This is a genomic window from Alloprevotella rava, assembly GCF_014195585.1.
In the GTDB taxonomy this organism is placed as follows: domain Bacteria; phylum Bacteroidota; class Bacteroidia; order Bacteroidales; family Bacteroidaceae; genus Alloprevotella; species Alloprevotella rava.
In genome coordinates this window covers 80,441-97,511 of the sequence record NZ_JACICA010000008.1, presented here as the reverse complement: position 1 = coordinate 97,511, position 17,071 = coordinate 80,441, and the positions used below count along the sequence as shown (strand labels likewise).

Here is a 17,071-nt window from a genome sequence, read left to right as displayed (position 1 = left end):
AAGCATCTTTCGAAGAATAAATACCCACAAATTATAATGTTATTATCCCCGTTTTCTTTCTGAAGACGGGGATTTTTCTTTAACTTCGCAACAAATTTTCTTTATATGAATGATATTCAAAAAGATCTTGACCAACTAGCACAAAACGACAGCATGATTCTTCGCTCTGAACACTTGGTGAAGAAATATGGAAAACGAACGGTCGTTAATGGTGTCTCTTTTGAAGTACACCAAGGCGAAATTGTAGGTCTTCTTGGCCCGAATGGAGCAGGTAAAACGACATCGTTCTACATGACTACGGGATTGGTTGTTCCGAACGCAGGGCATATTTACCTAAACAAGCACGATATCACAACATATCCTGTCTATAAACGAGCACGTTATGGTATTGGTTATTTGGCCCAAGAAGCTAGTGTGTTTCGCACTATGAGCGTTGAAGACAATATCATGTCAGTTTTGGAAATGACAGGTCAGCCTCTAGAATACAGAAAAGAAAAATTGGAAAGTCTTATTTCTGAATTCCGCCTCCAAAAAGTTCGAAAGAATCATGGTAATCAATTATCGGGAGGTGAGCGGCGCAGAACAGAGATTGCTCGCTGTCTGGCCATCGACCCAAAATTCATTATGCTTGATGAACCTTTTGCTGGCGTCGATCCAATTGCTGTTGAAGACATTCAGTATATTGTTTGGAAACTGAAGGATAAACATATCGGTATTCTTATTACAGACCACAACGTAGAAGAAACTCTCTGCATCACAGATAGAGCGTATTTGCTATTCGAGGGACGTATTCTCTTCCACGGTACTCCTGAAGAATTAGCGAGCAATCAAACAGTTCGCGACAAATATCTTACCAATTCATTCAAATTACGCAAAAAAGACTTCCAACTAATGGAAGAACAGCGAGAACAAAAGGAACAAAAGATATGAAACATTTTCTTGCAACTCTCCTACTGGCTACTCCCCTTACATCCTTTGCAGACACCATTGAAGTGAAGCAGGCAGAAATGGTTGGGCCAGTAACATTTTCCTCTCCTTATATCGTATCGGAAAAGAACCAAAAAGGTCAGACTTTCAATCAACAAGAGTTCTTCAATAACAACACAGCCCTCTTACAAGAGAAATCTATGGGAACAATCCATAGAGGTGCTGCGCTTGCTGCTGAAGCTCCTACAATGCGTGTCCTGCGCTTTAAATTAAGAACAGACAGATTTATTTCCGCAAAGCTAAACGTCAGAACTCTCGCTTACCATACAACGTATGTTAATGGTCAAGAAGCGAATAATTCTCTACGACTTAAGCCTGGAGATACAACTATTGAATTATTGTGCCTTACCAATAAGACGAATAAAGACTCTTTCTTTGTACAAATTGAGGGTAAAGATCTAAAAGGATTACAAGTAAACGCTCCAGGAAAACATCTGTGGAGTCAAGAAGATATACTCTTGGGACCACACTACTGGGGAGCATCTGTTTCTCCAAATGGACACTATATCTCCTACTCTATATATCATACACGCAAAGACGGAAGTGCCACCTATAAGACTTACATAAAAGAAGCTAAGACACAGAAAATCATCCGTCAATACAATGATTTCGTGATGCCGCAATGGATTCCAGCGACAGATAAACTATACACCACAAGAAAAGATGAGAAAGGGAATACAAATCTTTTTAGTATCAATTTGGAAACTTCTGAAGAAATACTTATTGCCACTAATATTCCAGAAGGCAATTTTACCTTGAGTCCAACAATGGACTACCTCATCTATAACAAAGAACAAAAAGGTAGTACTGATCTAGAAGGAACTAAACGCATCATAGATCCCGATGACCGCATACCAGGCTGGCGCGATCGATCAGACCTATTTATGTACAACCTAAAGACAAAACAAATGCAACGTCTTACGTTTGGTGATCGCAGTGTAAATCTTTACAACATCTCATCAGATGGTAAGAAAATTCTCTTTGCGTGGAACAAAATGACGCCCAGTAAGAGGCCTTTTGATACGAAGACAATTCTGGAGATGGAGGTTCAAACATTAAAAGTCGACACCCTTATCAGCGAACAACCTTTTATCTCTTCTGCTAGTTATTCTCCAGATGGTCAACAACTTCTTGTCAAAGCCTCTCCTTGGTCCTTTAACAAGATAGGATGTGAAGTAAAACCCGATCAAATCCCAAACTCTTTTGACTATCGTCTTTATCTTTATGATATTGCAAGCCGAAAAGTAACTCCTCTACTAAAAAACTTCAAACCCAACGTAAAGAACTACCAATGGTTAAGAGGCGATGGAAAGATTTATTTTAATACAGAAGATGGATTTAATGTTTCACTTTTTTGTCTCAATCCAAAAACACAAAAAGTAGAACGACTAAATCTCCCCATCACAAACGTTCAACAATACTCTTTTGCTGAAAATAGTAGTAAACCTTTGCTACTTGTCACGGGGCAAAGCGGAGAGATTGCGCGCCAAATGTACCTTGGTATTGCAGGACAAAAGATGAATAAAATTGGTGAGATCAACTTCGAAAAAGAGATGAAAGATGTAGCACTACCTAAATGCATCGATTGGAACTTCAAAGCCTCGCGTGGAGATACTATTCATAACTTCTACTATCTCCCCGCAAATTTTGATGCGTCAAAGAAGTATCCAATGATTGTTTATTATTACGGAGGGTGCTCTCCAACTAGTAAGAATCTTGAAGGTTTTTGGCCTCTCTCTGCTCTAACAAGTCAGGGTTATATCGTACTTATTCTTGAGCCCAGTGGTGCAACTGGATTCGGTCAAGAGTTTGCAGCTCGCCATGTGAATACGTGGGGCGATGAGAGCAGTGATGACATTATTGAAGGTGTAAAAAAATTCTGCACTGAACATTCTTTCGTTAACCCAAAGAAAATAGGTTGTATGGGAGCATCTTACGGAGGATTTATGACACAATACTTACAAACAAAAACGGATATATTTGCGACAGCCATTAGTCATGCCGGAATCAGTGATATTACGGCATATTGGGGCGGTGGCTACTGGGGGTACACCTACGGAGAGACAGCTGAATATGGAAGTTTCCCTTGGTCTAATCCAGACCTATTCGTAAAACACAGTCCTCTCTATAATGCTGACAAAATTCATACTCCATTATTATTATTACATGGAACAGATGACACAAATGTTCCTACTAATCAAAGTCAAGCATTATATACTGCTCTACGAATTTTGAATCGTCCAACAGCTTATGTCACTTTTGATGGAGAAAATCATGTCATCAGTAAGTTCAAGAGCCGAATGGCATGGCAGGAAATTATCAACGCATGGTTTGCCATGTGGCTGAAAGATGAGCCCCAGTGGTGGAATTCTCTCTATCCCGGAGACTGCTTTGACAAAAACGAGAAAAAAAGCATCATTAATAAATGAGGGAGTTACAATCATATCTCATATAAATAGTAACAATACGTCTTAGAGAAGGGCTAATAAAGACATTCTTAAAAAATAAGACAACAAAAAACAACTATATTATGCTCATCGAACTAAAAAATATAGATATTGCCCACAGAGATAAAATACTCATAAAAAACGTAGAATTCTATGTAGAAGAAGGCGAGTTTGTCTATATCACCGGCAGCGTTGGTTCAGGAAAAAGTTCCTTGCTAAAAACGCTTTATGGTGAGCTTCCGATTACTAAATCAAGCACAGAAGAAGTTATCTCCAACATCTTAGATATTGATCTATCAACCATAAAAAGTAGTCACTTGCCTGAACTACGTCGGCAATTAGGAATTGTCTTTCAAGATTTCCAACTCTTACATGATAGAACAGTTGGCGACAATCTTGATTTTGTACTTCGGGCCACTGGATGGAAGAAAAAAGACGAACGTCTCCAACGCATAGGAGAAGTTCTTAATCTAGTAAAACTCATTGATAAGAAAGATAAATTTCCACATGAACTATCTGGTGGTGAACAGCAACGTATTAGTATAGCTCGTGCACTTCTTAATAAGCCGCGTATCATCCTAGCTGACGAGCCAACAGGTAACCTTGACCAAGATACAGGCTATAGAATTGTACAACTTCTGAGAGACGTCCGTGAACAAGGAACCACTGTCTTAATGGTTACCCACAATCTTAACTACCTCGGACGCTTTCCTGGTATTGTATACCGGATAGAAGGAACTTCAATTAAAGACGTGAGTAACGAATACAATACTCCCATTGAATTAGATTAAAACAGAATTATGAAAATACAGAAATTTGGCGGCACCTCAGTAGGAACCCCGCAGCGAATGAAAGAAGTATGCAGCCTCATTACGCAAGAGAAAGGAAATATTATAGTATTATCAGCAATGTCTGGAACAACAAATAGCTTGGTTGAAATTGCCGATTATTTCAAAAAAGGAAATCCAGAAGCAGCTAGTGGAGTCATCAACCAACTGCGCTCCAAATATGCACAGCATATAGAAGATCTCTACTCTTCTGGAGAATGGAAACAACGAACTCTGAGTTTTCTTGATGAGGAATTTACCCTTCTTCATTCGTTTGCAAGCGTTTCTTTCTCTGATACCGTAGAAAAAACAATTGTTGCACAAGGTGAAATTATTAGTACCAATATGGTTACTAACTACCTTGCTGAACAAGGAGTTAAAGTAAAACTTCTCCCTGCACTATCTTATATGCGACTTAGTGAAAATGGTGAGCCAGACCTTCCTTATATTAAAGAGCATTTGAGCGAACTCCTCCAAGCAAATCCTGCGGACCTTTACATTACTCAAGGATTCATTGCTCGCAATGCAATAGGTGAGATAGATAACTTGCTGCGTGGCGGTTCAGACTATACTGCGTGCCTCATTGGTGCAGGACTGAAAGCTGAAGAAATTCAGATTTGGACAGACATCGATGGTATGCACAACAATGACCCTCGAGTTGTAGAAAAGACCGAAGCTGTCCGCCAACTCAATTTTGAAGAAGCAGCCGAATTAGCATATTTTGGGGCAAAAATTCTCCATCCCACATGTATTCAACCTGCTCGCTATGCAGGTGTTCCTGTAAAATTGCTGAACACAATGAATCCCAAGGCTCCAGGAACAGTCATCAATAATGATATGATGCCTAATAAAATTAAGGCAGTCGCTGCAAAAGATAACATTACCGCTATCAAGATTGTCAGCTCACGCATGTTACTCGCTACTGGTTTCCTTTCAAAAGTTTTTGAAATCTTTGAAATCCATAAGACTAGCATCGATATGATTACAACATCTGAAGTTGGCGTCTCTTTGAGTATTGACAACAAAAGCCAACTGACGCAAATTATTGAAGAACTTAAGAAATACGGAACTGTCGAAGTGGATGAAGATATGTGCATTATTTGTATAGTTGGTGATCTACGCTGGGGGAACATTGGTTTTGAATCCCGTGTTTCTGAAGCAATGGCTAATATTCCTGTACGTATGATCAGTTATGGCGGCTCCAATCACAATATATCTTTCCTTGTGCGTGAGCAAGATAAGAAAAATGCACTGATTGCTCTTAGTGCTAAACTCTTTAATTGACAAGCCATAAGATATGCAATTCCCTATAGATCGGTTTCAGCAACAAACAACTCCTTTCTACTACTACGATTTAAGGATTCTCCAAAACACTTTAGAGGCAGCTAAAAGAGCGGTAGAGGAATATGATAACTACCACCTACATTATGCTATTAAAGCCAATACTAATCCCAAAATTCTAAAACAGATTAGCCTATCTGGACTTGGAGCTGATTGTGTAAGTGGTGGAGAAATTAAAGCAGCTCTAGCTGCAGGTTTTCCAGCTTCCAGCATTGTCTTTGCAGGAGTTGGGAAGGCCGATTGGGAAATAAAGCTTGCTTTAGAAGCACAAATTAGCTGTTTTAATGTAGAAAGTATTCCTGAGTTATATGTCATTAATGACTTAGCTGCAGAGCTAAGAGTAAGAGCAAATATTGCATTCAGAATTACTCCTAATATAGATGCACATACTAACGCAAAAATTACAACAGGACTCAACGAAAACAAATTTGGAATAGCGATGGAAGATATGGTCTCTGCTGTAAAAGAGGCCAAATCCCTTCCCTATATAAATTATATGGGGCTACATTTTCATATTGGCAGCCAAATTCTTGACTGCTCCTCCTTTGCTGTTTTATCAGAACGCATTAACGAACTTCAAGACCAATTAGATGCGGAGAGTATAAAAACTTCAAGTATAAATGTTGGAGGAGGATTAGGGGTTGACTACGAACATCCTGATGAGCACCTTATTCCAGACTTCAAAAAATACGTAAATACATTTCGTCAACATCTCAAATTACGATCAGGACAACAGGTACATTTTGAATTAGGCCGTAGCATAGTTGCACAATGTGGAACTTTGATCAGTAGAATCCTATATATTAAAGGAGGACACCACAAAAAATTTATAATACTTGATGCAGGTTTTACTGACCTCATACGCCCAGCTATGTATGATGCATTTCATCTTGTACAAAATCTTACAACAACTGCACAAAAGGTGGAAAAATATGATATCGTAGGGCCTATTTGTGAAAGCAGTGACGTATTTATAAAAGACTTCAATATGCCAGAAGGAAAACGTGGAGATTTGATTGCCTTTCGTTCTGCTGGTGCCTATGGGGAAATTATGGCCAGTCAATATAATTGTCGTCCACTACCTAATAGTATTATTTCAGAGTAATATTCAGAAACTTTCGGGCTGCATTCAGCCAAAAGACAATATATTTATTCGTACTTTTGCTAAAATAATTGACCTATTATGCTCATACAAAAATTTCTAACTCGATTTGGAAGATACATAGAATTGATGGGACGAACATTTGGACGCCCAGATAATTGGATAATGTTCGGAAAACAATACCTAAAAGAGATGGCTCAACTCGGAGTAGATTCCATTGGCATTGTCTTGCTAATCTCATTCTTTATAGGTGCGGTCATATGTATTCAAATCAAACTGAATATACAAAGTGCTTGGATGCCGTTATGGGTATCTGGGTATGTAACACGTGAGATTATGCTACTGGAGTTCTCAAGTAGTATTATGTGTCTTATCCTCTCGGGGAAAGTAGGTTCCAATATTGCTTCTGAGCTAGGTACAATGAGAACAACTCAACAGATAGATGCACTCGATATCATGGGCGTTAATTCTGCAAACTACTTAATATTACCTAAGATTATAGGCCTCTTAACTATGATGCCATTCTTGGTAATCTTCAGCACTGGAAGCGGTATTTTAGGTGCCTACTGCACAGCTTGGATTGGTCATGTAATTACAGCATCTGACCTTACAGCAGGTTTACAACACGACTTTGAAAGTTGGTTCTTTTGGATGGGAGTCATTAAGTCTCTGTTCTTTGCATTTATTATTTCAAGTGTCTCATCTTTCTTCGGCTATACAGTAGAGGGAGGTTCTATTGATGTAGGTAAAGCTTCTACTAATGCTGTAGTGTCCAGCAGTATGTTAATTCTTTTTTCGGATCTCTTCTTAACGCGACTTCTGTCATGATAGAACTACAACATCTACACAAATCATTTGAGGATAAAAACGTATTAAAAGACATTTCTACGACCTTTGAAAATGGTAAAACCAATTTAATAATCGGACAAAGTGGCTCAGGAAAAACTGTTCTGATAAAGTGTACAGTAGGCCTCTTTGCCCCTACAAAGGGAGACATCATATATGATGGACGATCTTTTGTAAATATGAAGAAGAAGGAACGTGCTTTACTTCGTCGAGAAATGGGAATGATCTTCCAAAGTGCAGCATTATTCGACTCAATGCCCGTTTTAGAAAATGTAATGTTTCCGCTTGACATGTTCTCAGATGAAAATTATGCTCGGCGAAAAAAACGAGCAGAATACTGCCTTGATCTAGTAAAATTGCTAGATTCAAAGGCTAAATATCCAGAGGAAATTTCTGGAGGTATGCAGAAACGTGTAGCAATTGCACGCGCAATTGCTATGAACCCTAAATATCTATTTTGTGATGAACCAAATTCTGGTTTAGATCCAAAAACCTCTTTGGTCATTGATGAATTGATTCATAGTATTACACAAGAGAGTGGCATGACGACAATTATCAACACACACGATATGAACTCAGTGATGGGTATTGGCGAACACATCCTATATATTTATAAAGGGCATAAAGAATGGGAAGGAACTAAGGACGAAATTATAAATTCAGACAACGAGCGTCTAAATTCTTTTGTCTTTGCATCTGATCTCTTCAGAAAAGTACGTAATGAAATGACTGAGTCAAACAAATAAATTCACTATATATTAAAGAGAAGATTAAATAGAAAAAGGTACAACCTCAAAAGAGGTTGTACCTTTTTCTATTTATTGCTATTCTTACTTTACTTTAGCAACAATTGCGTTGAAAGCAGCAGGATTATTAACTGCAAGGTCAGCTAAAACTTTGCGATTAATTTCGATACCAGCCTTGTGAAGATTTCCCATCAACTGAGAATAAGAAAGTCCCTCAAGACGTGCTGCAGCATTGATTCGCTGAATCCAGAGAGCGCGGAAATTACGCTTCTTAGAACGACGGTCACGGAAGGCGTATGTAAGACCTTTTTCCCAAGTATTCTTGGCTACAGTCCAAACATTCTTGCGAGCACCATAGTAACCGCGAGTGAGTTTCAGAATTCTTTTACGTTTTGCTCTAGATGCAACGTGATTTACTGATCTTGGCATTTTTTTAATTCTTTTTGGAGCTTAGCGCCGCATAACTGTCGTTATCGGTCTTTGGAGCTAAACAACCGGTTAAACTTTTAAATGAACTAATTTTAACGGAGACAAAGAAGTTCTCGAACTTGCTTCACATTCGTCTTGTCGGCGATTGCTACATGAACAAGGTTACGCTTTTGTTTCTTTGTCTTCTTTGTCAGAATATGACTGTGATAAGCGTGACGGCGTACCACTTTGCCCGTTCCAGTAAGAGCAAATCTTTTCTTTGCACTGGAATTAGTCTTAACTTTTGGCATTGCTTTTAATATTAAATGTATGAATTAATAGGCGGCTGAGTGATATACCAAACACAGCGCGCACTTTCTTTTACTTAGAAATCTTCACCCTCAATTTTAGGGCCCGTATACTCCTTCTTAGCCTTTTGCTGTGGAGCCTTACGTTCCTCCTTATCAAGTGAGTCTTCAGCCTTTATACTTTTTTTAACTAGCGTTTTCTTGGGAGAAATAAAAATAGTCATTCTTTTCCCTTCCAAAACAGGCATTTGTTCTACCTTCCCAAATTCTTCCAAGTCATTGGCAAATCGAAGAAGAAGAACTTCTCCTTGCTCTTTAAACAAGATGGAACGTCCACGAAAGAACACATAAGCTTTAACCTTGTTACCTTCTTCAAGAAAGCCTTTAGCATGCTTCAACTTAAAGTTGTAATCGTGATCATCCGTTTGTGGACCGAATCGAATCTCTTTCACTTCCATCCGCACCTGCTTAGCTTTTAATTCCTTTTGGTGCTTCTTTTGCTGATAAAGGAACTTGCTATAATCAATAATACGGCATACTGGAGGCGCAGCATTGGGCGAAATTTCAACTAAATCTAAACCTTTTTGCTCCGCAAGTTGCAACGCTTGACGAGTTGAGATAACCTGACTATCCACCTCATCACCAACAATGCGTACCTCAGGGACTCTAATCTGTCTGTTAATGCGGTACTGCAACTTATTCTTGTCGTTCTTCAATTTACTAATATTGATGTTAATATTGAACTCAGGGTACTATTTCCCAAAAGCGGTTGCAAATTTATGAAAGAAAAAGAGAAGGACAAAGCATTTCTTTGAATTTTTGCTTTATCCTTCTCGTATATAGCTATTTCTGCTCAGCGGATAGATACTTATAACAGATTCGCCTTTTCTTTGGCTACCTCTGCAAGAATAAACTGACCAAATTCTGAAATAGACATAACTCCCTTGTCACCTTCTCCTTGGCGGCGCACACTGACTTTTCCTTCAGCAGCCTCCTTCTCACCAACAATCAACAAGTACGGGGTATGCTTCATTTCATTATCACGAATCTTTCTACCAATTTTTTCGCTACGAGAATCAGTTTCACAACGAATACCTAAAATCTGCAACTCATGACGCACATTCTCAGCATAGCCATTGAACTTATCCGAAATAGGGAGAACCACACATTGCTCAGGAGTTAACCACAGAGGAAACTTGCCTGCTGTATGTTCTATAAGAACAGCAACGAAACGCTCTAAAGAACCAAACGGAGCACGGTGGATCATCACAGGACGATGCTTTTTATTATCCTCACCTGTATACTCTAGTTCAAAACGCTCAGGAAGATTATAGTCAACTTGGATTGTACCCAACTGCCAACGACGTCCTAAGGCATCTTTCACCATAAAGTCAAGCTTAGGTCCATAGAAAGCAGCCTCACCTATTTCTTCATGCGCATTAAGGCCCATTTCCTGACAAGCTTCTCGAATGGCATTCTCACTTTCTTCCCAAATTTCATCAGAACCAATATACTTCTCTGTATCTTTTGGATCACGCAGCGAAATCTGAGCTTCATAATTTTCAAAATTGAATGTTTTGAAGACCTTCAAGATTATATCAATGACTGCTTTAAACTCTGCCTTTACCTGATCAGGACGCACAAAGATGTGAGCATCATCTTGAGTAAAAGTACGCACACGCGTTAGGCCATGGAGCTCACCGCTCTTCTCATAACGAAATACGGTACCAAACTCTGCAACGCGAAGAGGCAGATCTTTATAGGAACGTGGCTTGCGAGAATAGATTTCGCAATGATGAGGACAGTTCATCGGCTTAAGCATATATTCCTCATCTTCTTCTGGAGTATGAATGGGTTGGAAAGCATCTTTCCCATAATGATCATAGTGACCAGAAGTAACATAGAGATTCTTTCCGCCAATACCTGGAGTTATTACTTCTTGATAGTCGTATGGTTTCAATAGGCCTCGTAACATTTCTTGCAAGCCCAAACGCAGCTGGGTACCTTTCGGCAACCAAATAGGTAAACCTTTTCCTACGCGCTCAGAGAACATGAAGAGTTCCATCTCTTTACCAATCTTTCTATGGTCACGCTTTTTTGCCTCTTCCAAAAGAGTTAGATACTCTTCAAGCATCTTTTTCTTGGGGAAAGTGATACCATAAATACGAATCATCTGCTCGCGTTTCGCATCACCACGCCAAAAAGCACCAGCAACGCTCATTATCTTAACAGCTTTAATTAAGCCTGTTGATACAAGGTGTGGACCACGACAAAGATCTGTAAACTTACCTTGAGTATAAGTTGTAATAGTTCCATCCTCCAAGTCTTGATCAATGTGTTCACATTTATAAACTTGGCCATCAGCCTTAAACTCTGTCAATGCGTTTTCCTTGGACACTTCTTTACGCACAACAGGCTCATTCTTCTTCGCCAATTCCAACATCTTAGCTTCAATCTTGCTGAAATCATTTTCAGAAATTGTCTGTCCGTCTGCAGGCATTACGTCATAGAAGAAACCATTTTCTACAGCAGGACCAAAACCAAACTGAATACCAGGATATAATTCCTGCAAAGCTTCTGCCAACAAGTGGGCTGATGTATGCCAAAAAGTATATTTTCCCTCTTCGTCGCTAAACTTATAAAGCGCAATCGTAGCATTCTTCAAGATTGGACGATTCAATTCAACAGTTTCTCCATTCACACTGCAACTAACAACATCGCGTGCTAATGCGGGAGAAATGCTTTCGGCAATCTGAAGTCCCGTTACGCCACTTTCATATTCACGGATAGAACCATCCGGAAAAGTAATCTTAATCATATTACGCATTTTTATTCATTTCTGCAAAATTAGGTCAAATGCACAAAAGTACAAAATTTAGCTTCCATAAATCAGCATATTTTCTGCATTCCATCTAGAATTTGTTTCCATCAAAAGCGTATACCAACTAATAAATATATTTTTTCTAAACTCTCCATAACACACAGTTTCTACATACAAACTAGGCAATCAGATTCAAACTAAAATCTAATTGCCTAGTAGATTATGTTATATATTCTCTATATCTGTCTACTTAATATACACTTTCCGTCCATTCTGAATATATAAGCCATGAGCTGGACGCTGAACTTTGCGACCTTGGAGGTCATATACTCCCTCTGAATTCGCTTGGAATTGCTCACTAGAGCCAAGCCCTGTCTGAACTTTTCCATAGTCGAAACTCACAACACCATTATTTACTACAATATTATATAAATGAGTTTTAAATCTTCCTATATAAGCAGATGCCCAACGAGAATACAGCAGATTATCATCAGAGAACTCAGACGAGTTTGTAGTTCCTGGAAAAAGATCATTTTGATAGCCAGCCCAAGATGCAAGATAAATCCCTGCCTTATTACCATCAGCTGGAACATAAGTGAAACGCGGATGATCTGTGATATTATTCAAGATATTAGCCACCCACGCAGACTGATTATAATCAACATGTGTGATCAGCAACCCTGTTCCCATAAAAGAAGGATACCAGGTGTCTACTTGACGATTCTCCAATAAGAAATATTCCTTGTCATTAGCAGGATTTACAATACGATAACATGAAACGCTATCAACAGATTCGTTTGCAAAACTATAAAGTTTGTACTGAAGAGAATCTTTAAGATCCACAACGCGTTGCCATCCCAATACAGAACGCTCATAGGCATTGTAACCAATAGGCCTATAGCCATTATACGCATATTGTCCATAATCCATCACGCTCCAATAATCCATATTCTTAATGGTATCACCTTTCTCATCAACAACTTTTCCTCGAGTATTGTAAAAGTCGGGTAAACCAAGAGCATGCCCAAATTCATGCACCATAATGCCCATTCCTGCAAAAACTTGCTTACCAGAATAGACCTTAGAAACATACTGTGGATTTGTTTCATTACCCACGTAATAAGAAGCCACCTTATATCCTTTTACCTTTATATCCTGAGTGTCAAGAGTCCGAAAGTGCGGCCAAAGATAATTTTGGTAACCACTTATGCGTTCTGTATTATGTTCTCCCATTCCTGCAAAATAAATTCCAACCATTGGAATTTTCCCATCAACAAGAAACTGAGAAAAATCAACACCTGCTGCATCAGCCTTTGTCAAAGCTTCTTGAACAAGCTCTAAACATCTTACATCTCGACGCCCATTTTCATCGGCCCCATAATGAGCATAGCCGGAGCTAACTTCTACTTTTGCTACAATCACATAATTCGGAGAAAAAAGACCATTACTCTGAGAAATGAAATAGTCACGAACGCTGCCTTTACAATACTTTTCATCTTTATACCCAGACTCATTAAAGAAGCGAGTAAGCTTTTCTTTTGTTGTTGTTGGTTGGAATTTTGTATCCGAAAACTCCACCATAATTATAGGTATCTTCGGAGAGCCAATGCTTTTAACCGAGCCTTTCCCTGAAACGCCATAAGTTCCTAAGCCATTAGAGTTTATAGTGGCAAATGATTTCTTCCCTATTCTCTTTGGTACAAATTGATTTGACAAAACCTCTTCACTCAGTGCAGATTTCGTCACAAATTGCGTTTCCTCCTCATTTCGATTGTTTACTGAATGAGCCACAACGAGAGACGACTTAAAGCCATCTTCTGAAGAGATGGCATAGCAAAGACTATTGTTTTGCGAATTATAAAACAAGACTTTAGCATCCTGGGTAAGATAATAAATAAAAGACTCCTTAGATATCGATGTAACTGAAATCTCACTGCCATCCGCTTGTTGATACAAAAATGCAGGGCGAGCAGGAGTATCGGCCAAAGATGTTATTGCAAAAAGAAAAGAGACAATAAAAAGACAAAAAAACTTATTCATTTTTATTCTACTATTAACATTTTCAAAAGACTTACTGATGCCAAAATTATGAATTTCATTTCATAAAGCAAAATATTTATACAGAAGGGGCACAAATGTATCTAAATGATAGTTTTGAACAGACTGAAATTCCATAAAACAGCCACTCGAAAGGACATTAGCAAGATCTTAAATCAGAACATAATACTCAGCATTTTCGAACATTATGTATATGTTTTTTCTTCAAAAAACATTCCGCACAATTATTAGAATCAACAAAAGGGGCTATTTAGTTTAAATCTTTATTGTATTGAGTCTAAAATAACAAATACACCTTTAATTTTTTCAAATCCTCCCCTCTCCTATCTACTTACCCTCAGAATTAAAAGGAAACAACACAATAAGACTATCAACTGACAGCTTTATTGCTTCAGCTGACACAATAAGGATATTTCCAAACGCTATAAGAGTATTCACAAACTAACTTATAGGAAATAACTATAAAGGTTTATTCATCTCTAAAGTCTAGGATAAATATTTGCTAGAAACAAATAATAAAGTCCATATCCTCATTGTGATATGGACTTTATGCTTTATTCTGTTCGAATAGCCTTGGCAGGCTGAATTCTACTTATCATAAAACTTGGACCTAACATAGCCAACAATGTTATCAATAAGGTTGCAACATTTAGCAATAGTATTATCCAAATATTTACATCTACAGGAACTGTGGATACATAGTATGTTGCGGGATCCAACTTAATTATTCCAAACTGAGATTGAATCCAAACTAAAATTAGTGCCACTGCATTACCAATAAGAAGGCCACGCCCTACTATCATTAAAGCATACAACAAAAAGATATGCCGAACTCGAGCATTAGTTGCCCCCATAGCTTTCAACACACCAATTGTATTGGTCCGCTCTAAAATCAATATCAAAAGTCCACTAATCATTGAGAAAGCTGCAACAAGAGCTACAAGGATTAAGATAACCCAGATATTCATATCCAAAAGTCCCAACCAGTTCAGTACGCTAGCTGTTCGTGGATTTTCAGTCAAAGGTAGCACATAATAAGACTCTGCTTGATTATCAGGAAGATTCTTTAGCAAGGATCTTATTTGGAATGTAGCATTAGCCATAGCTCCCATATTATTCAGTCGAATTTCTAAACAACTGGTTTGGGCTGTTTTCCATCCATTCAGTTGATTTACGGAAACCTGATTTGTCAAAACAAAAGCTTTGTCAAACTGCTTCAAATTTGTCTGGTATATTGCCGCAACTCTAAAACGACGCATCTTCACAGTATTCTCAAAAAAGTAAGCAAAAACTCTGTCACCCACGTGTAGGTTTAGAGCATCACTCATTATTTTTGAAATGACGACATCATTCGAGAGAGTATTATCACTAATTTGAGGTAATTTTCCCGAAATGATACTTTGAGCAATGAAAGAGGTGTCATAGTTTTCTCCTAGCCCTTTGATACTTACTACTTGGAAATCATTTTCAGTCTTGAGTATCCCCATTTTCTCAGAGAAATATTGAACTTTCTCAACATTTGGAAGATGAGAAATTTTAGAAATCAACTGCGAATTAACAGATATAGGATAGCTTTCTGGAGAACTAAAAGAATTCATATCCAAGACCTCTATATGCGAAGCAAACCCCGTGAGTTTCTTTGTGATTTCAAACTTGAAGCCACGAACAACACATACACTCAAAATCATCACGACCAAACCTAAAGCAACACCTAAAGTTGCAATATGAATGGCTGGAACAGATGCCTTCCGTTTCTTTTGCGAATTATTTCTAAAGAAACGACTGGCTAAAAAAAGATTCATATTTAAATAGACGCTTTATTTTTTTGATTATAACTTTCCAAAGCCTTACGGAGTATCAGCAGCGCGCGATGCAAATCTGCATTTTTCAAAACATAGGCAATTCGGACCTCATCGTGCCCTGCATTTGGCGTAACATAGAATCCTGCAGCTGGTGCCAGCATTATCGTTTCTCCTTCATATTCAAAATCTGTCAAGCACCAAGCGCAAAACTTCTCAGCATCATCTACTGGTAGCTTAGCAACCGTATAGAAAGCTCCCATTGGTATTGGAGAATATACTCCAGGAATCCTATTAAGCCCATCAATCAAACACTTACGCCGCTCCACATAATCTTCATAACAAGCCATACTATATTCTGGCCCTGCATCCATAGAAGCCTCTGCAACAATCTGTCCTAAGAGAGGAGGACTCAAACGTGCTTGACAAAACTTCATTATAGCTTCGCGTACCTTTTCGTTCTTTGTAATCAACGCTCCAATACGAATACCACATTCACTATAACGCTTAGAAACAGAATCAATCAATATGACATTTTGTTCTACCCCTTCAAGGTGAAAAGCACTAATATAGGGCGAGCCAGTATATATGAACTCTCTATAAACTTCATCACTAAATAAATACAGATTATACTTACTAACCAAATCTCGGATCTGATTCATTTCACGACGCGTGTACAAATACCCCGTTGGATTGTTAGGATTGCAAATCATTATAGCCTTAGTGTGCCGATTGATTAGCTTTTCAAATTCTTCTACCTTAGGTAAAGCAAATCCCTCCTCTATGGTGGTTGCAATAGTTTTAATCTTTGCTCCTGCCGCTATTGCAAATGATTTATAATTTGCATACCCAGGCTCTGGCATTATAATCTCATCTCCTGGATTCAAACAAGTCATAAAAGCAAAGAGAACGGCCTCTGAGCCCCCTGTAGTTATTATAATCTCTTCTGGAGAAAGAGATATATTATACTTATCATAATAATGAGTTAGTTTCTCTCTATAAGAAAAAAAGCCTTCACTAGGACTGTATTCTAATGTCGTACGAGTGATGTGCTTCAAAGCCTCTAAGCCTTCTTTAGGAGTAGGTAGATCTGGCTGACCTATATTTAGATGATATACTTTGATTCCACGAGCTTTCGCTTGCTCTGCCAAAGGTGCCAATTTGCGTATGGGCGACATCGGCATCATCTTTGCACGTTGTGAAATTGTTAGCATAATTTAAATATTTGTTTTGTTTAGGCAAATGTACGAACTATTGCCTTATGATACAAATTTCACAAACCATTTTAGTCCACCACTCTTTGTGGCCAAGATGCCTGCGGAAAGGGATTTATCAAAAAAACACTTGCTATTATGAATATTTTTTAAGAATATTGCAAAAG

Annotated in this window: 14 protein-coding genes; 7 read left to right on the top strand and 7 right to left on the bottom strand. The window is 38.3% G+C overall.

Annotated elements, in window-relative coordinates:
• Window positions 1–105: 105 nt before the first annotated feature.
• The 7 genes from lptB to FHS60_RS07715 all read left to right on the top strand — a co-directional run bounded on the left by lptB (window position 106) and on the right by FHS60_RS07715 (window position 8,296).
• The gene (gene lptB / locus FHS60_RS07745) at window positions 106–930 is read left to right on the top strand and encodes an LPS export ABC transporter ATP-binding protein (protein WP_009346422.1); all 825 of its coding nucleotides are present in this window, start codon (window positions 106–108) and stop codon (window positions 928–930) included.
• Window positions 927–3,416, top strand: a complete 2,490-nt coding sequence (locus tag FHS60_RS07740) for an alpha/beta hydrolase family protein (RefSeq protein ID WP_183697290.1) — start codon at window positions 927–929, stop codon at window positions 3,414–3,416. The genes lptB and FHS60_RS07740 overlap by 4 nt, the downstream gene beginning before the upstream one ends.
• Window positions 3,417–3,517: 101 nt before the next feature.
• Entirely contained in the window at window positions 3,518–4,225 is a 708-nt protein-coding gene (locus FHS60_RS07735) for a cell division ATP-binding protein FtsE (RefSeq protein ID WP_183697287.1), read from the top strand.
• A gap of 9 nt (window positions 4,226–4,234) precedes the next feature.
• Window positions 4,235–5,545: an aspartate kinase gene (locus tag FHS60_RS07730; protein WP_009346419.1), complete on the top strand. Its 1,311-nt coding sequence runs from the start codon at window positions 4,235–4,237 to the stop codon at window positions 5,543–5,545.
• Window positions 5,546–5,558: 13 nt separating this feature from the next.
• Window positions 5,559–6,707: a diaminopimelate decarboxylase gene (lysA, locus tag FHS60_RS07725; RefSeq protein WP_183697284.1), complete on the top strand. Its 1,149-nt coding sequence runs from the start codon at window positions 5,559–5,561 to the stop codon at window positions 6,705–6,707.
• A 78-nt stretch (window positions 6,708–6,785) separates the two neighbouring features.
• The gene (locus tag FHS60_RS07720) at window positions 6,786–7,532 is read left to right on the top strand and encodes an MlaE family ABC transporter permease (RefSeq protein WP_009346417.1); all 747 of its coding nucleotides are present in this window, start codon (window positions 6,786–6,788) and stop codon (window positions 7,530–7,532) included.
• On the top strand, window positions 7,529–8,296 hold the full coding sequence (locus tag FHS60_RS07715; RefSeq protein ID WP_183697281.1) for an ABC transporter ATP-binding protein: 768 nt from the start codon (window positions 7,529–7,531) through the stop codon (window positions 8,294–8,296). The genes FHS60_RS07720 and FHS60_RS07715 overlap by 4 nt, the downstream gene beginning before the upstream one ends.
• Window positions 8,297–8,380: 84 nt before the next feature.
• Here FHS60_RS07715 and rplT read toward each other — a convergent pair whose 3' ends face one another.
• The 7 genes from rplT to FHS60_RS07680 all read right to left on the bottom strand — a co-directional run bounded on the left by rplT (window position 8,381) and on the right by FHS60_RS07680 (window position 16,904).
• Window positions 8,381–8,725, bottom strand: coding sequence for a 50S ribosomal protein L20 (gene rplT / locus FHS60_RS07710; protein WP_183697278.1), 345 nt, complete (start codon window positions 8,723–8,725; stop codon window positions 8,381–8,383).
• 92 nt (window positions 8,726–8,817) lie between these two features.
• Complete coding sequence (gene rpmI / locus FHS60_RS07705) at window positions 8,818–9,015, bottom strand: 50S ribosomal protein L35 (RefSeq protein ID WP_009346414.1); 198 nt, start codon at window positions 9,013–9,015, stop codon at window positions 8,818–8,820.
• A gap of 74 nt (window positions 9,016–9,089) precedes the next feature.
• Entirely contained in the window at window positions 9,090–9,728 is a 639-nt protein-coding gene (gene infC / locus FHS60_RS07700) for a translation initiation factor IF-3 (RefSeq protein ID WP_183697275.1), read from the bottom strand.
• Window positions 9,729–9,880: 152 nt separating this feature from the next.
• Complete coding sequence (gene thrS, locus FHS60_RS07695; RefSeq protein WP_183697271.1) at window positions 9,881–11,830, bottom strand: threonine--tRNA ligase; 1,950 nt, start codon at window positions 11,828–11,830, stop codon at window positions 9,881–9,883.
• A 249-nt stretch (window positions 11,831–12,079) separates the two neighbouring features.
• A complete protein-coding gene (locus tag FHS60_RS07690) occupies window positions 12,080–13,873 on the bottom strand; it encodes a M6 family metalloprotease domain-containing protein (RefSeq protein WP_183697268.1) in 1,794 nt (597 codons plus the stop codon).
• 572 nt (window positions 13,874–14,445) lie between these two features.
• A complete protein-coding gene (locus FHS60_RS07685) occupies window positions 14,446–15,693 on the bottom strand; it encodes an ABC transporter permease (protein WP_183697265.1) in 1,248 nt (415 codons plus the stop codon).
• Between the two features lie 2 nt (window positions 15,694–15,695).
• A complete protein-coding gene (locus FHS60_RS07680) occupies window positions 15,696–16,904 on the bottom strand; it encodes a pyridoxal phosphate-dependent aminotransferase (protein ID WP_183697262.1) in 1,209 nt (402 codons plus the stop codon).
• Window positions 16,905–17,071: the final 167 nt, after the last annotated feature.

Coding starts and splice junctions, on each gene's coding strand:
- FHS60_RS07730 (WP_009346419.1), top strand. CDS start 4,235: ATGAAAATACAGAAATTTGGCGGCACCTCAGTAGGAACCCCGCAGCGA.
- FHS60_RS07720 (WP_009346417.1), top strand. CDS start 6,786: ATGCTCATACAAAAATTTCTAACTCGATTTGGAAGATACATAGAATTG.
- rplT (WP_183697278.1), bottom strand. CDS start 8,725: ATGCCAAGATCAGTAAATCACGTTGCATCTAGAGCAAAACGTAAAAGA.
- FHS60_RS07740 (WP_183697290.1), top strand. CDS start 927: ATGAAACATTTTCTTGCAACTCTCCTACTGGCTACTCCCCTTACATCC.
- FHS60_RS07715 (WP_183697281.1), top strand. CDS start 7,529: ATGATAGAACTACAACATCTACACAAATCATTTGAGGATAAAAACGTA.
- FHS60_RS07735 (WP_183697287.1), top strand. CDS start 3,518: ATGCTCATCGAACTAAAAAATATAGATATTGCCCACAGAGATAAAATA.
- thrS (WP_183697271.1), bottom strand. CDS start 11,830: ATGATTAAGATTACTTTTCCGGATGGTTCTATCCGTGAATATGAAAGT.
- lysA (WP_183697284.1), top strand. CDS start 5,559: ATGCAATTCCCTATAGATCGGTTTCAGCAACAAACAACTCCTTTCTAC.
- rpmI (WP_009346414.1), bottom strand. CDS start 9,015: ATGCCAAAAGTTAAGACTAATTCCAGTGCAAAGAAAAGATTTGCTCTT.
- FHS60_RS07685 (WP_183697265.1), bottom strand. CDS start 15,693: ATGAATCTTTTTTTAGCCAGTCGTTTCTTTAGAAATAATTCGCAAAAG.
- FHS60_RS07680 (WP_183697262.1), bottom strand. CDS start 16,904: ATGCTAACAATTTCACAACGTGCAAAGATGATGCCGATGTCGCCCATA.
- lptB (WP_009346422.1), top strand. CDS start 106: ATGAATGATATTCAAAAAGATCTTGACCAACTAGCACAAAACGACAGC.
- FHS60_RS07690 (WP_183697268.1), bottom strand. CDS start 13,873: ATGAATAAGTTTTTTTGTCTTTTTATTGTCTCTTTTCTTTTTGCAATA.